The organism is Thiofaba sp. EF100, from assembly GCF_039822285.1.
Classification (GTDB): Bacteria; Pseudomonadota; Gammaproteobacteria; order Halothiobacillales; family Halothiobacillaceae; genus Thiofaba.
The window spans coordinates 63,075-76,996 of sequence record NZ_JBAJEY010000003.1 but is presented as its reverse complement, the minus strand read 5'-3'; the positions used below and the strand labels follow the sequence as shown (position 1 = coordinate 76,996).

The 13,922-nt window shown below is 66.8% G+C and carries 15 protein-coding genes; all 15 read left to right on the top strand.

Annotated features, from left to right (window positions below; genetic code table 11):
* Nucleotides 1-81: 81 nt before the first annotated feature.
* The 15 genes from trpS to V6D91_RS07065 all read left to right on the top strand — a co-directional run bounded on the left by trpS (nt 82) and on the right by V6D91_RS07065 (nt 13,858).
* Nucleotides 82-1,095 carry a tryptophan--tRNA ligase gene (gene trpS, locus V6D91_RS07135; protein ID WP_347319062.1) on the top strand — a complete coding sequence of 338 codons (1,014 nt, stop codon included), beginning with the start codon at nt 82-84 and terminating at the stop codon, nt 1,093-1,095.
* Complete coding sequence (locus V6D91_RS07130; protein WP_347319060.1) at nt 1,092-1,925, top strand: NAD(P)H-hydrate dehydratase; 834 nt, start codon at nt 1,092-1,094, stop codon at nt 1,923-1,925. Before trpS ends, V6D91_RS07130 begins: the two co-directional genes overlap by 4 nt.
* Nucleotides 1,919-2,404 carry a tRNA (adenosine(37)-N6)-threonylcarbamoyltransferase complex ATPase subunit type 1 TsaE gene (gene tsaE, locus V6D91_RS07125; protein ID WP_347319058.1) on the top strand — a complete coding sequence of 162 codons (486 nt, stop codon included), beginning with the start codon at nt 1,919-1,921 and terminating at the stop codon, nt 2,402-2,404. Before V6D91_RS07130 ends, tsaE begins: the two co-directional genes overlap by 7 nt.
* Before the next feature lie 67 nt (nt 2,405-2,471).
* Complete coding sequence (locus V6D91_RS07120) at nt 2,472-3,731, top strand: N-acetylmuramoyl-L-alanine amidase (RefSeq protein WP_347319056.1); 1,260 nt, start codon at nt 2,472-2,474, stop codon at nt 3,729-3,731.
* Nucleotides 3,732-3,993: 262 nt separating this feature from the next.
* Nucleotides 3,994-5,826 carry a DNA mismatch repair endonuclease MutL gene (mutL, locus tag V6D91_RS07115; RefSeq protein ID WP_347319054.1) on the top strand — a complete coding sequence of 611 codons (1,833 nt, stop codon included), beginning with the start codon at nt 3,994-3,996 and terminating at the stop codon, nt 5,824-5,826.
* Nucleotides 5,827-5,863: 37 nt separating this feature from the next.
* Nucleotides 5,864-6,142 carry a type II toxin-antitoxin system RelE/ParE family toxin gene (locus V6D91_RS07110; RefSeq protein ID WP_347319052.1) on the top strand — a complete coding sequence of 93 codons (279 nt, stop codon included), beginning with the start codon at nt 5,864-5,866 and terminating at the stop codon, nt 6,140-6,142.
* A gap of 11 nt (nt 6,143-6,153) precedes the next feature.
* Nucleotides 6,154-6,462 carry a HigA family addiction module antitoxin gene (locus tag V6D91_RS07105; RefSeq protein ID WP_347319051.1) on the top strand — a complete coding sequence of 103 codons (309 nt, stop codon included), beginning with the start codon at nt 6,154-6,156 and terminating at the stop codon, nt 6,460-6,462.
* A 20-nt stretch (nt 6,463-6,482) separates the two neighbouring features.
* A complete protein-coding gene (gene miaA, locus V6D91_RS07100; RefSeq protein WP_347319050.1) occupies nt 6,483-7,424 on the top strand; it encodes a tRNA (adenosine(37)-N6)-dimethylallyltransferase MiaA in 942 nt (313 codons plus the stop codon).
* A gap of 31 nt (nt 7,425-7,455) precedes the next feature.
* Nucleotides 7,456-7,728: an RNA chaperone Hfq gene (gene hfq / locus V6D91_RS07095; RefSeq protein ID WP_347319048.1), complete on the top strand. Its 273-nt coding sequence runs from the start codon at nt 7,456-7,458 to the stop codon at nt 7,726-7,728.
* A gap of 7 nt (nt 7,729-7,735) precedes the next feature.
* Entirely contained in the window at nt 7,736-9,037 is a 1,302-nt protein-coding gene (hflX, locus tag V6D91_RS07090) for a ribosome rescue GTPase HflX (RefSeq protein WP_347319046.1), read from the top strand.
* A gap of 76 nt (nt 9,038-9,113) precedes the next feature.
* Nucleotides 9,114-10,235: an FtsH protease activity modulator HflK gene (gene hflK, locus V6D91_RS07085; protein ID WP_347319044.1), complete on the top strand. Its 1,122-nt coding sequence runs from the start codon at nt 9,114-9,116 to the stop codon at nt 10,233-10,235.
* Complete coding sequence (hflC, locus tag V6D91_RS07080; protein WP_347319043.1) at nt 10,235-11,110, top strand: protease modulator HflC; 876 nt, start codon at nt 10,235-10,237, stop codon at nt 11,108-11,110. Before hflK ends, hflC begins: the two co-directional genes overlap by 1 nt.
* 8 nt (nt 11,111-11,118) lie before the next feature.
* Nucleotides 11,119-11,307 carry a DUF2065 family protein gene (locus tag V6D91_RS07075; protein ID WP_347319041.1) on the top strand — a complete coding sequence of 63 codons (189 nt, stop codon included), beginning with the start codon at nt 11,119-11,121 and terminating at the stop codon, nt 11,305-11,307.
* 7 nt (nt 11,308-11,314) lie between these two features.
* A complete protein-coding gene (locus tag V6D91_RS07070; RefSeq protein WP_347319039.1) occupies nt 11,315-12,526 on the top strand; it encodes an ATP phosphoribosyltransferase regulatory subunit in 1,212 nt (403 codons plus the stop codon).
* A gap of 12 nt (nt 12,527-12,538) precedes the next feature.
* Nucleotides 12,539-13,858, top strand: a complete 1,320-nt coding sequence (locus tag V6D91_RS07065; RefSeq protein ID WP_347319037.1) for an adenylosuccinate synthase — start codon at nt 12,539-12,541, stop codon at nt 13,856-13,858.
* Nucleotides 13,859-13,922: the final 64 nt, after the last annotated feature.

The window sequence follows — 13,922 nt, the reverse complement described above, 5'->3', positions numbered from 1 at the left end:
TGGCAAGCGGCGTTTGAACGCCCTCCGTACCCGGCCTATCATGGCCGGCATTTTCTGCTTCCGAACCGATCCTCCAGCCCCATGACCGCGCAAACGACGACCCGTCCGGTGGTTCTCTCCGGTATCCAGCCTTCCGGCAACCTGCTCATCGGCCACTACATCGGCGCCATCCGCAACTGGGTGAAGCTGCAGGACACCCACGACAGCCTGTTCATGCTGGTCGACCTGCACGCGATCACCGTGCGTCAGGACCCGAAGCTTTTGCGCGAGCGCAGCCTGGACTTCATCGCCCTCTACCTCGCCTGTGGCATCGACCCGGCCAAGTCCACCCTGTTCGTGCAGTCACATGTGCCGGCGCATGCCGAGCTTGGCTGGATCCTCAACTGCTATGCCTACATGGGCGAGCTGTCGCGGATGACCCAGTTCAAGGACAAGTCGCAGCAGCACGAGGCCAACATCAACGTCGGCCTGTTCGACTACCCGGTGCTGATGGCGGCTGACATCCTGCTCTATCAGTCCAACCTGGTGCCGGTGGGCCACGACCAGAAACAGCATCTGGAGCTTGCGCGTGATCTCGCCATCCGCTTCAACAATCTGTACGGCCCGGTGTTCACCGTGCCGGAGCCGATGATTCCCGAGGTGGGGGGGCGGATCATGAGCCTGCAGGACCCGAGCAAGAAGATGTCCAAATCCGACCCCAACGAACAGGCCTCCATCGCCCTCCTGGATGATCCGGCCAAGGTGCGTAAGAAGCTGATGCGGGCGGTGACCGATTCGGAGACCGAGATCCGCTTCGACCCGGAGCACAAGGCCGGGGTGTCCAACCTTTTGACCCTGCTCGCCACCGTCACCGGCCAGAGCATCCAGCACTGGGAGGCACAGCTCGCCGGGCAGGGCTACGGCACCCTGAAGAAGACCTGTGCCGATGCCGTCATCGCCTTCCTCGAGCCGGTGCAACAGCGTTATCGCGAGCTGCGCGGGGAGGGGGGTGAACTGATGCGCCTGCTCAACGACGGCGCGGACAAGGCCGCGGCGCGGGCCGAGGTGACCCTGCGCAGCGCCATGGATGTGCTCGGTTTTATCCCGCGCCGATGAGCCAGCCTTCGCCTCTCCTCCTCACCGACCTGCGCGGCATCCTGCCGCCGCGTCGGCGCGACAGCCACAAGGGCGACTACGGCCATGTGCTGGTGATCGGTGGCAACCATGGCATGGCGGGGGCTGCAAGGATGGCTGCCGAGGCCGCCGCCCGCCTCGGGGCCGGGCTGGTGAGCATCGCCACCCGCACCAGTCATGCCCCTTTTCTCGGTGCCACCCGGCCCGAGCTCATGGTGCACGGGGTGGAGCGCGCCGAGGCATTGCAGCCGCTGCTCTCCCGCGCCACCGTCCTCGTGCTTGGCCCCGGCCTTGGCCAGGACGCGTGGGCCGAGGCGTTGTTCGCGGCCGCATTCGCGGCTGGGCTGCCGATGGTGGTGGATGCCGATGCCCTGAACCTGCTCGCGCAGTCCAGGCAACGGCTCACTGCGCCTGCCATCCTCACGCCCCATCCCGGTGAGGCCGCGCGCCTGCTCGCTACAGGCATCGACGTCATCCAGGCCGATCGCATGGCGGCCGCCCACGCCTTGCAGGCCTCCTTCGGTGCGACCTGGGTACTCAAAGGCGCGGGCAGCCTCATCGCGGATGACGCCGGCCTCGTTCGCTGTGAGCACGGGCATCCGGCCATGGCCAGCGGCGGCATGGGCGATGTGCTCTCCGGCATGCTCGGCGCCCTGCTGGCCCAAGGGTTGGCGCCGGGGGATGCGGCCCGTCTTGGCGTCTGCCTGCATGCCGCAGCGGGTGAGGCTGCGGCTGCGGAAGGGCGGGGCGTGCTCGCCCTCGACCTGCTGCCCCATGCCCGCCGCCTGCTCGAGGAAATCGCCCCATGCTGAGGCTCACGCTTGCCGACGAGGCCGCCACCGAGGCCCTGGGCGGCGTGCTGGCGCACACGGCGCCGCGCTCCGGCTGGGTGGCCCTGCATGGTCAGCTTGGGGCAGGCAAGACGACGCTGGTGCGGTCCTTCCTGCGCGCCCTGGGGTATGCGGGGCGGGTGGTCAGTCCCACCTACACCCTGGTCGAGCCCTACGAGATCGAGGGGCACCGCATCGCCCACTATGACCTCTACCGCCTGGCGGACGCGGAGGAACTGGAGTGGATGGGCGCGCGCGAGGACTTCGGCGCGGACACGCTCTGCCTCGTCGAATGGCCGGAGCGCGGTGAGGGGGTATTGCCGCCGCCCGACCTGGCGATCCGCCTGGAGCACCAGCCCGCGGGGCGGGCGTGTTTTCTGGAGGCGTTGAGCCCCACCGGGGCCTCTTGGTTGGTCCGAGTTAAGGATCGGCTCAAGGAATGGGGCTTATCTCCTTCATAGCATTGAACTTTCGCCGCCTCTCGACTATAAAAACACGCATGAGTCCGTTGAGTGCGCGAGGTGGGTCATGACTTCAGCCCATGAAAGCAATGCCCGTCGTCGTTTCTTGCTTGGTCTGTTGGGCGGCGGGGCGTCGCTGCTCTGGCTGCCCGAGTCCGCCTATGCTGGGGTTCGTGCCTCCGTACGCGAGGCCAGCACCAGCCTGAGCGAGCGCGGCACGCGTCTGGTCATCGACCTCACCGCGCCGGCGGATTACAAGGTCTTCACCCTCGGCAATCCGAACCGCGTGGTGCTGGACCTGAGCGAGACCAGCCTGCCGCGTGATTTCGACCTCAGGTTGCCGGATGGCTGCATCGTCTCCCGCCTGCGCAGCGGTATCCAGAACGGCAGTGACCTGCGCCTGGTGCTGGATGTGCACCAGCCCACCAAGCCCAGTGCCCTGCTTTTGCCCAATCCCGACGGCAAGGGCTTCAAGTTGGTGCTGGACATGCCGCACCCGCCGCTCGGCATGGCCGCTCCGGCCAGTGTGGCGAAGGCTGAGCCACCGGCCGCCCGCCCCGCGCCGGTCGCGGTCGAGCGTCCGGTGCCGGTGCGCGAGGCCCCGCGCGGCGGCCTGCGTGACCTTGTGATCGCCATTGACGCCGGGCATGGCGGCAAGGATCCCGGTGCCGTGGGGCGCGACGGCACCCGCGAGAAGGACGTGACCCTCGCCATCGCCCGCAAGCTGGAGGCCATGCTGCGCGCGGAGCGCGGCTTCAAGCCGGTGCTGACCCGCAGCAGCGATGTCTTCATCCCGTTGCGCGAGCGCACCCGCATTGCGCGCAAGCACAAGGCGGACATGTTCATCTCCCTGCACGCGGACGCCTTCAGCGACCCGGACGCGCGCGGTGCCTCCGTGTTCTGTCTCTCGCTCAACGGCGCAAGCTCGGAGGCTGCGCGCTGGATGGCCGATAAGGAAAACGCCGCCGATCTGGTGGGTGGGGTGAGCCTCAGTGACCGCAACGATACCCTTGCATCCGTCCTGCTCGACCTCTCCCAGACCGCCAGTATGCAGGCCAGCCTGGATGCCGGCCAGCGTGTGCTGACCGAACTGGGGGAGATCGGTGCGGTGCACAAGCGCGAGGTGCAGCAGGCGGGCTTCGTAGTGCTCAAGTCGCCGGACATCCCTTCGCTTTTGGTCGAGAGTGCCTTCCTCTCCAACCCGGAAGAGGAGCGCAAGCTGCGTACGCCAATCCACCAGGAGAAGGTGGCGCGCTCGGTGTTCCGCGGCCTGCACAGCTATTACGCGAGCAAGGCGCTGGAGGGCACCCATTTTGCCATGCTCTGAGCGTGTGTTTACGCACCGAAGGTTTTCTTGCCCCCTCTCCCGCATGCGGGAGAGGGGTTGGGGTGAGGGTGCTTTTCTCTCACCACCGGAGGTCTCGTTTCGCCCGCCTCTAAGGTTCGCGCTTCGTGGTAATGCTCGTTGAGGCGGGCCCCGGGCCCTGTTGCTGGAGGCCTTACAACGTTTGGCCATCAGGCGTGCCACTTGATCCCGACCGTCAACACCCCCATGCTGATCGGCTGATTGCACCCGTCAACCGTTCGGCATGTCCAGAATCCAGGTCCTCCCACCCCAGCTGATCAACCAGATTGCCGCCGGCGAGGTGGTCGAGCGCCCGGCGAGCGTGCTCAAGGAGTTGGTGGAGAACAGCCTCGACGCAGGGGCCTCGCGGATCGAGGTGGACATCGAGGGCGCCGGAGTACGCCTTTTGCGGGTGCGGGACGACGGACGGGGCATCGAGCGCGAGGACCTGCCGCTCGCCATCGCCAGCCACGCCACCAGCAAGATCCGCAATCTCGACGACCTACTGCGCGTCGGCAGCTTCGGTTTCCGTGGCGAGGCCCTGGCCAGCATTGCCTCGGTCTCGGATTTCAGCCTGACCTCCCGCGCGGTGGGGGCCGAACATGCCTGGCGCATCCACAGCCCGGGCGACCCGGGACGGGCGGAGGTGGTCCCGGCCGCCCACCCGCAGGGCACCACGGTGGAGATGCGCGATCTGTTCTTCAACGTCCCCGCCCGGCGCAAGTTCCTGCGCGCCGAGCGCACCGAACAGCACCACCTGGACGAGACCCTCCGCCGCATGGCGCTCGCCCGGCGCGATGTGGGTTTCACCCTGCGCTCGGGGGGGCGGGTGCTCTGGCGCACGGAGGCCGACGAGCCCGCCGAGGCGCGCCTGGCCGCCATCGGCGGCTCATCCTTCGCATCCAGCGCCATCTTTTTCGAGCAGGAGATCGATGGTCTCAGGCTGTGGGGCTGGCTGGAGCCCCCCACCCACGCGCGAGAACGTGCCGAGGTGCAACACTTCTTCGTCAACGGCCGTGCCGTGCGCGACAAGGTCGTCCTGCACGCCGTGCGTCAGGCCTATGCCGATGTGCTGCACGGCGCACGCCAGCCCTCCTACGCGCTGTTCCTTGCACTCGACCCGGAGGGCGTGGATGTCAACGTCCACCCGGCCAAGCTGGAGGTACGCTTCCGCGAGGCGCGCCGGGTGCATGACTTCCTGTTCTCCACCCTGCACCGTGTGATCGGAGAACTGCGCCCCACGGCAGGGCCAGTGCGTGTTGCCTCGGCGCTCGGCCTCGCCTCGGGCCAGGTGGGGACACCCTCCCTTCAGCTTCAGGAATCCCAGACAAGCTATGCCCCCCCTCGGCAGAGCGGTCTGCCGTTGCAGCCCAGCCGCTTCGAGGTACGCGAAACCCTCGCCGCCTACCAGGCCCTCGCTGAGCCTTCCTACCCCTCGCCCTCTGGGAGAGGGGAAGGGGTGAGGGACGACGCTTCCCCCAGCGATGCCACCATCCCCCCGCTCGGCTACGCCATCGCCCAGCTCCATGGCGTCTACATCCTGGCCGAGAACGCCGAGGGTCTGATCGTGGTCGACATGCACGCGGCCGCCGAGCGCATCGCCTACGAGCGGCTCAAGCGCGCCCTGGAGGAGGATGGCATCCGCCGCCAGCCGCTGCTCGTCCCGCTGCCGCTGGAGGTGGATGCCCGCCTGATGGATGCGGTGGAGGAGGGCCGGGAGGCCCTGACCCGGCTGGGGCTCGTGCTCGATGCCATCGGCCCGACCACCCTCGTCGTGCGCGAGGTACCCACCCTGCTGGCCCATGCCGACATCGCAAGTCTTGCCCTTGATACCCTGGAGGAAATCGCCCGCCACGGCGATTCCCGCAGGATCGAACAGGCCCTCCACGCCGTGCTCTCGCGCATGGCCTGCCATGGCTCCGTGCGTGCCGGTCGCAGGCTCACCCTGGCGGAGATGAACGCCTTGCTGCGCGACATGGAGGCCACCCCGCGCGCCGACCAGTGCAACCACGGCCGCCCCACCTGGACCCGGCTGACCATGGCGGATCTCGATCGCCTCTTTCTGCGCGGGCAGTGAGTGTTGCGCTATTAACGTTGGGCGTTAATATCGGGACATGATCAAGACGTTCAAATGCAAGGACACGGAATCCTTGTTTCAAGGAAAACGGGTGGCACGATTCGCGCAAATCGAACGTGCGGCACTGCGCAAGTTGGAGCAGCTCGAGCTCGCCGAGACCATCGAGGACATGCGTGCGCCCCCCGGCAACCGACTCGAGCCTCTGAAGGGCGACCGCTTGGGGCAATGGAGTGTGCGCATCAATGCGCAATGGCGGGTCTGTTTTCGCTTCGAGAACGGGGCGGCCTGGGATGTCGAGATCGTGGACTATCACTGAGGCTTATGACCATGAAACGCGAACTTCCGCCGGTATCGCCCGGTGAAATGCTGCTCGAAGAATTCCTCAAACCCGCGGAGCTGTCCCAATACGCCTTGGCCAAGGCGATCGGGGTCCCGCCGCGCAGGATCAATGAGATCGTGCACGGCAAGCGTGCCATCACGGCGGATACCGACCTACGCCTGTGCCGCTTCTTTGGCCTAAGCGACGGTTGGTGGCTCAGGCTGCAGGCCAAATATGACACCGTGCTGGCGAAGGAGCGCCTGGCGGATGAGTTGGCGAAGATCCAGCCCATGCGTTCTGAGCGGCAGGCCGCCTGATCCACGCGCCCATCGGTACGATGCAATCCATCTGGCTCATGGGCCCCACGGCCTCCGGCAAGACGGGGCTTGCGCTGGAGCTCGCGCGGCGCCTGCCGGTCGAACTCGTCAGCGTGGACTCGGCCTTGGTCTATCGCGGCATGAACATCGGCACCGCCAAGCCGGATGCCGAGACCCTGCGTGAATTCCCCCATCGGCTGATCGATATCCTTGACCCGGCCGAGGCCTATTCCGCCGCCCGTTTCCGTCAGGATGCGCTGGCGGCGATGCGCGAGATCCACGCGGAGGGGCGCATCCCGCTTCTGGTCGGCGGCACCATGCTCTACTACCGCGCCCTGGAGCATGGCCTGGCCGAACTGCCCGCCGCCGATCCCGAGCTGCGTGAGGCGATCCAGGCTGAGGCAGAGGCGCGCGGCTGGGCCGCCCTGCATGCGGAGCTGGCCCGGGTCGATCCCGAGGCCGCGGCGCGCATCCATCCCAACGACCCTCAGCGGCTGGGGCGGGCGCTGGAGGTGTGGCGCCTGACCGGGGTGCCGCTCTCCGTGTGGCAGGCCCGTGGGCGGGCGCAAGCGGCTCCGGAGGTCGGCCGGGTGTTGAAGCTCGCCCTCATCCCCCCGCGTGAACTCTTGCGTGAGCGGATTGCCGAACGTTTTACCCAGATGCTCGAGGCCGGGTTCATCCAGGAGGTCGAGGCCCTGCGCGCCCGTGATGACCTGCATCTTGGCCTGCCGTCCATGCGTTCGGTGGGCTATCGCCAGGTCTGGGAATATCTCGATGGTGCCCATACGTATGAACGGATGGTGGAACTGGGCGTGACCGCGACCCGGGGCCTGGCCAAGCGGCAGATGACCTGGCTGCGCAGCGAGCAGAAACTGCATGAGCTGGACATGGAGGTGGCCCCCGACCGGCTGGCCGCGGGGCTGGAGTCCTGGCTCGCCGGGGGCGGTTTTGTCGCGTGCTAACATGTACTAAGAACGATTTGAGGACGATTTCATGGCCAAAGGCCAAACCCTGCAAGAACCCTTTCTGAACGCCCTGCGCCGCGAGCGCGTGCCGGTGTCCATCTACCTGGTCAACGGCATCAAGCTGCAGGGCCAGGTCGAATCCTTCGACGCCTACGTGGTGCTGCTGCGCAATACCGTCAGCCAGATGGTGTACAAACACGCCATCTCCACCATCGTGCCGGCCCGTCCGGTGGCGATGGACATCCCGTCCGACGGGCAGGAGGTCGAGACCGGCCATCCTGACCTCAACGAAGGCATCTGAAGCGCGGATGGAATTGTTCGAACGCCCCGGGGTGAAGACCACCGGGGAGGGTGAGAAGGCCGTCCTGCTGCACGTGCGCTCGCGCACGGATGAATCCCCCGAGGCGCTCGATGAGTTCGTCGAGCTCGCCCGCTCCGCCGGGGCCGCCATCGAGAGCGTGCTGGTCGTCACCCGCACCCAGTTCGATGCGCGCACCCTGATCGGCAGCGGCAAGGCGGAGGAGCTCCGGCAGGAGGTCGAGGCGCGCGGGGCGAGCCTGGTCATCGTCAATCATGACCTCTCCCCGAGTCAGGAGCGCAACCTCGAAAAGCTGCTCGGTTGCCGGGTGCTCGACCGTGCCGGGCTGATCCTCGACATCTTTGCCCAGCGTGCCCGTTCGCATGAGGGCAAGCTGCAGGTCGAGCTGGCCCAGTTGCAGCACCTCTCCACTCGTCTGGTGCGCGGCTGGACCCACCTTGAGCGCCAAAAGGGCGGCATCGGCTTGCGCGGCCCGGGCGAGACCCAGCTGGAGACCGACCGGCGTCTGGTCGCGGTGCGGATCAACCAGCTGAAGAAGCGGCTGGAGAAGGTCCGCGCGCAGCGGCAGGAAGGCCGCAAGGGGCGTCAGCGTGCCGAGGTGCCCACCGTGGCCCTGGTCGGCTACACCAACGCCGGCAAGTCCACCTTGTTCAACCGCCTGACCGAGGCGGGTGTGTACGCTGCCGACCAGCTGTTCGCCACCCTCGATGCCACCCTGCGCCGCGTCGAGCTGCCGCAGGGCGGGGCGATGGTGCTGGCGGACACGGTCGGTTTCATTGCCGACCTGCCGCACGAGTTGGTGGCGGCCTTCCGCTCCACCCTGGAGGAGACCCGTGAGGCGGACCTGCTGCTGCATGTGATCGACGCCCAGAGCGAGGGGCGGGAGGAGCGCATCACCGAGGTCGAGTCCGTGCTTGCGCAGATCGGTGCCGACGAGGTCCCCGTGCTTGAGGTCTACAACAAGATCGACCTGATGGGGCGCGAGCCGCGCATCGAGGTCGACGAGGAGGGGCGTCCGCGCAGGGTGTGGATCTCGGCGGCCAAGGGGCTGGGTCTTGATCTGCTCATCGAGGCCATCGAAGCCTGCCTGGCCGAAGAGATCGTGCGCCTCGACGTGTCTCTTACGCCCGCGGAGGCCCGTTTGCGGGCCCGCCTGTATGCCGAGGGGGCAATCACCTCGGAGCGCATGGACGAAGAGGGCGGCTGGCATCTCGGTCTGCGCCTGCCCGCCGTGCGCTGGAACCAGTTGCTGGCCCACGAACCGGGTCTCCGGCTTGCGCTGGATCGGTGACTTTCCTTGCCTGGGCCTGCAACCTCCCCATAAAATCCCCGATCTTGAAATCAAATGCCCTTTAAGAGGACAGCTTATGGCGTGGAATGAGCCTGGCGGTGGCCCCCAGGATCCGTGGAAATCGCCCCGTCGTGGCGGCGAAGGCCCGAATCTCGACCAGTGGCTGAAGGACCTCGGCGGCAAGCTGGGCGGCAAGGGCGGCGCCAGGGCTCCCGGTGCCGGCGGGATCGGTCTGCTGGCTGGCATCGGTCTGGCCGTGTGGCTGGCCTCCGGTATCTACATCGTTAATGACGGCCAGCGTGGTGTGGTGATGCAGTTCGGCAAGTATGTCGGCACCAGCCTGCCTGGGCCGCACTGGCATCTGCCGTACCCGATCCAGACCGTGGAAGCGGTGGATGTAGACCAGTTCCGCAGCAAGCAGATGAAGATGCAGATCCTTACCTCGGACGAGAACATCGTCGATGTCGAGGTGGCCGTGCAGTACAACGTCAAGGATCCGGCCCAGTATCTGTTCAATGCCCGCGATCCGGATGGCACCTTGCAGGAGGCCAGTCAGAGTGCGGTGCGTGAGGTGATCGGCAAGAACACCATGGATTACGTTCTCACTGAAGGACGGGCGGAGATCCCCGGCCAGGTGAAGTCCGTGGTCCAGGAGATCCTCGACCGTTACGCGACCGGGCTGGACGTCAAGTCGGTCACGCTCCAGGACGCCCAGCCGCCCGAGCAGGTGCAACCGGCCTTCGCGGATGCCATCAAGGCGCGCGAGGACGAACAGCGCTTCATCAACGAGGCCGAGGCCTACGCCAACGGCATCATCCCGCAGGCCCGTGGTCAGGCCCGGCAGATGGTCGAGGAGGCGCGTGCCTATCGCACCCGCGTGAGCAAGGCTGCCGAGGGTGAGGCCAAACGCTTCAACGACCTTTTGGCCGAATACCGCAAGGCGCCGGAGGTGACCCGCAAGCGCCTGTATCTGGAAACCGTCGAGAACGTGCTGGGCAAGAGCAGCAAGGTGGTCATGGATGTGCAGGGTGGCAACAACGTTCTCTATCTGCCGCTCGACCGCATGATGCAGGGGGGCAAGCCTGCCGAGGCCCCTGCCGCGGCCCAGCCGTCCGCACCGGCCCAGGCGCCCACCCAGGCCCTGCCGCGCATGGATTCGCGCGCCCGCACTGACCTGCGCTCGAGGGAGACCCCGTAATGTCCGCGCGTAACCTCATCCTGCCTGCCCTGGCGCTCGGCGCTGGCCTGCTGGCCATGTCGGCCTTCACCGTGCGCGAATATGACCGCGTAGTCATGTTCCGCCTGGGTGAGATCGTCAGGACCGATTTTGCTCCGGGGCTGCATTTCAAGCTGCCGCTCATCCACAGCATCCGCCGTTACGACGGCCGTCTGTTGAGTCTGGATGCGCCGCCCGAGCGTTATCTGACCAGCGAGAAGAAGAACGTCATTGTCGATGCCTTCATCAAGTGGCGGATTGCTGATGTGAGCCTCTATCACCGCTCCACCCGGGGCGATGAGCGGGCCGCAGCCGCGCGCCTGTCGCAGATCATCAAGGATGGCATGAAGAACCAGCTTTCCTCGCGCACCATCCAGGATGCGGTGACCGGGGCGCGAGGCGAGATGATGGACGCCGTGCGTGCGGCGGCCAATACCGAGGCCGCCAAGCTCGGCATCGAGGTGGTGGATGTGCGCATCAAGCGCATCGACCTGCCCTCGGAGGTCAGTGATTCGGTCTACCGGCGCATGGAGAAGGAGCGTGCCACGGTGGCCAAAGCCTTCCGCTCGCGCGGCGAGGAGCAGGCGAAGAAGATCACCGCCGATGCGGAGCGCCAGCGTGAGGAGATCCTCGCCAACGCCTACGCCGAGGCTCAGGCCATCCGTGGTGAAGGTGATGCCGAGGCCGCCCGTCTGTATGCCGAGGCCTATGGCAAGGACCGTGATTTCTTCGAGTTTTATCGCAGCCTCGAGGCCTACGGAAAGTCCTTCACCAGCAAGGATGATGTCCTGGTGCTGCAACCGGACAGCGAGTTCTTCCGCTACTTCGGCAGCCCGGCGGGTTCGGGCAAGCGGTAATCCCGTCCATGTCCGACGATTTGTGGGCCGCCCTGGCCCTGGTGCTGGTGTTCGAGGGGCTGCTGCCCCTCATCAGCCCGAGGGTCTACCGCCAGTCGGTTGAACAGCTCGCGGCCTTGCCGGATCGCACCCTGCGACTGGTGGCCCTGGGGATCATCATGCTCGGCCTCGTGCTGCTCGGCCTCGTGCGTGGGTGAATAGGCAATGACACAAGAAAACCGCTGGCTTCTTCCGGCTGGCATCGATGAACTTCTGCCGCAGGCGGCGTGGGCCACCGAGGCCCTGCGTCGCAGCCTGCTCGACCATTTCCGCAGTTGGGGCTACGAGCTCGTCATCCCGCCGATGATCGAGTACGTCGAATCGCTGCTGATCCATCCCGGGGATGACCTGGACCTGTCGACCTTCAAGCTGATCGACCAGCTCACCGGTCGCCTGATGGGCGTGCGTGCCGACATGACGCCGCAGATGGCGCGCATCGACGCGCACAGCCTGCGCCAGGAGGGGCCGACCCGGCTCTGTTACCTCGGTACCGTGCTGCACGCCCTGCCCGGCGGTTTCGCCGGCACCCGTGCCCCGATGCAGGTGGGCGCCGAGCTGTTCGGCCATGCCGGCACCGCGAGCGACATCGAAATCCTGCGTCTGATGCTGGAAACCCTGGAGGTGGCTGGGGTGCGCGAGGTCTGGCTGGACCTTGGGCATGTCGGCATTTACCGCGCCCTTGCGCGCCAGGCCGGTTTCGATGCGGAGGATGAGGCAGGCTTCTTCGATCTGTTGCAGCGCAAGGCCGTGCCGGAGATCGAGGGCTTCATCGCCGCCCGCCTGCTTCCGGAGGGGATCGCGGCCATGCTGCGCGCCCTGCCGGATCTGCATGGCGAGGGCTTGACCGTCCTGGATGAGGCCAGCCGCCTTCTGGCGGTGGCCGGGGATGAGGTGCAGCAGGCCCTGGCCGACCTCGGCGCGGTGGCCCGTGCCCTGCAGGGGCGGGGCGGGGCGGTCCGGCTGCATTTTGACCTGGCGGAACTGCGCGGCTACCACTACCACACCGGCATCGTGTTCGCGGCCTATGTGCCGGGACAGGGGCAGGCGATCGCGCGTGGTGGGCGTTACGACGGCATTGGCGAGGCCTTCGGCCGCGCTCGCCCGGCAACCGGTTTTTCCGCGGATGTGCGTGCACTGGCAGCCTTTGCCGCCCCGACCGAGGAGGGCAGGGGCGCCATCCTGGCCCCCTCCGGGGATGACCCTGAGTTGACCGCCCTGGTGCGTGAACTGCGCGCGCGGGGCGAGCGGGTCGTGTACGCACTCTCCGAGCAGGGGCCGACCCCTGAACGCTGGGCGGAGCTTCGCGCGCACGGTTTTGACCGTGTGATTGCATGCGAACACTCCGCCTGGATCGTCAAAGCATTACCCAAAGATTGAGATTTGACCTTCATGGCCAAAAGTATTGTGGTTCTGGGCTCCCAGTGGGGCGACGAGGGCAAGGGCAAGGTCGTTGACCTTCTGACCGATCAGGTCGCCGCCGTGGTGCGTTTCCAGGGCGGTCACAACGCCGGTCACACCCTGTGGGTGAATGGCGAGAAGACCGTCCTGCACCTGATCCCCTCCGGCATCCTGCGCGAGGGGGTGGAGTGCGTGATCGGCAACGGCGTGGTGCTTGCCCCCGATGCCCTGCTCAAGGAGATGACCCAGCTCGAGGCACGGGGCGTGCCGGTGCGCGAGCGCCTGAAGCTGTCCGCCGCCTGCCCGTTGATCCTGCCCTACCATGTCGCGTTGGATCAGGCCCGCGAGCGTGCCGCCGGTCGTGGCGCCATCGGCACCACCGGGCGCGGCATCGGTCCGGCCTACGAGGACAAGGTGGCGCGCCGCGCCCTGCGCCTGATCGACCTGCTCCACCGCGAGCGCTTTGCCGAGAAGCTCGGCTCGGTGCTGGACTACCACAACTTCGTGCTGAAGCACTACTTCCACGCCGACACCATCGACTTCCAGCGCGTGCTGGATGACTGCATGGGCTATGCCGAGATCCTCGCGCCGATGATCATCGACGTGACGGAATACCTGCACGAGCTGCGCCGGGCGGGCAGGAACATCCTGTTCGAGGGCGCGCAGGGCACCCTGCTGGACATCGACCACGGCACCTATCCGTTCGTGACCTCCTCCAACACCACCGCCGGCGGCGCCTCCACCGGCACCGGTGTCGGCCCGTTGGAGCTCGATTACGTGCTTGGCATCACCAAGGCCTACACCACCCGGGTCGGCGCTGGCCCCTTCCCGACCGAGCTGGAGTACGATGCCGCCCAGGACGTCGGCGATCCGATCGGCAAGCATCTCGGTACCCGTGGCCACGAGTTCGGCGCCACCACCGGCCGTCAGCGCCGCTGCGGCTGGTTCGATGCCGTCGCCCTGCGCCGCGCGGTGCAGATCAACAGCATCAGCGGCCTGTGCCTGACCAAGCTGGACGTGCTGGATGGTCTCGATAACCTGCGCCTGTGCGTCGGCTACAAGGTGGACGGTCAGATCATGAAGGCCCCGCCGGTCGGCGCGGACGGCTTCGCCAGCATTGAGCCGATCTACGAGGACATGCCGGGCTGGAGCCAATCCACGGTCGGCATCAAGCGCGTCGAGGACCTTCCGGCCACGGCGCGCGCCTACATCCGCCGCATCGAGGAGGTGTGCGGCGTGCCGGTGGACATCATTTCCACCGGTCCGGATCGCGAAGAAACGATCATCCTCCGTCATCCCTTCGCAGCCTGAGTGGGATATGGGGAACGGTGCGTCATCGTCGTTCCCCCATCATCCGTCTGCGCCGCCGATCATG

Bases quoted from the DNA above. Each gene is read 5' to 3' on its own strand.
- trpS (WP_347319062.1), top strand. From the start codon at position 82: ATGACCGCGCAAACGACGACCCGTCCGGTGGTTCTCTCCGGTATCCAG.
- V6D91_RS07130 (WP_347319060.1), top strand. From the start codon at position 1,092: ATGAGCCAGCCTTCGCCTCTCCTCCTCACCGACCTGCGCGGCATCCTG.
- tsaE (WP_347319058.1), top strand. From the start codon at position 1,919: ATGCTGAGGCTCACGCTTGCCGACGAGGCCGCCACCGAGGCCCTGGGC.
- V6D91_RS07120 (WP_347319056.1), top strand. From the start codon at position 2,472: ATGACTTCAGCCCATGAAAGCAATGCCCGTCGTCGTTTCTTGCTTGGT.
- mutL (WP_347319054.1), top strand. From the start codon at position 3,994: ATGTCCAGAATCCAGGTCCTCCCACCCCAGCTGATCAACCAGATTGCC.
- V6D91_RS07110 (WP_347319052.1), top strand. From the start codon at position 5,864: ATGATCAAGACGTTCAAATGCAAGGACACGGAATCCTTGTTTCAAGGA.
- V6D91_RS07105 (WP_347319051.1), top strand. From the start codon at position 6,154: ATGAAACGCGAACTTCCGCCGGTATCGCCCGGTGAAATGCTGCTCGAA.
- miaA (WP_347319050.1), top strand. From the start codon at position 6,483: ATGCAATCCATCTGGCTCATGGGCCCCACGGCCTCCGGCAAGACGGGG.
- hfq (WP_347319048.1), top strand. From the start codon at position 7,456: ATGGCCAAAGGCCAAACCCTGCAAGAACCCTTTCTGAACGCCCTGCGC.
- hflX (WP_347319046.1), top strand. From the start codon at position 7,736: ATGGAATTGTTCGAACGCCCCGGGGTGAAGACCACCGGGGAGGGTGAG.
- hflK (WP_347319044.1), top strand. From the start codon at position 9,114: ATGGCGTGGAATGAGCCTGGCGGTGGCCCCCAGGATCCGTGGAAATCG.
- hflC (WP_347319043.1), top strand. From the start codon at position 10,235: ATGTCCGCGCGTAACCTCATCCTGCCTGCCCTGGCGCTCGGCGCTGGC.
- V6D91_RS07075 (WP_347319041.1), top strand. From the start codon at position 11,119: ATGTCCGACGATTTGTGGGCCGCCCTGGCCCTGGTGCTGGTGTTCGAG.
- V6D91_RS07070 (WP_347319039.1), top strand. From the start codon at position 11,315: ATGACACAAGAAAACCGCTGGCTTCTTCCGGCTGGCATCGATGAACTT.
- V6D91_RS07065 (WP_347319037.1), top strand. From the start codon at position 12,539: ATGGCCAAAAGTATTGTGGTTCTGGGCTCCCAGTGGGGCGACGAGGGC.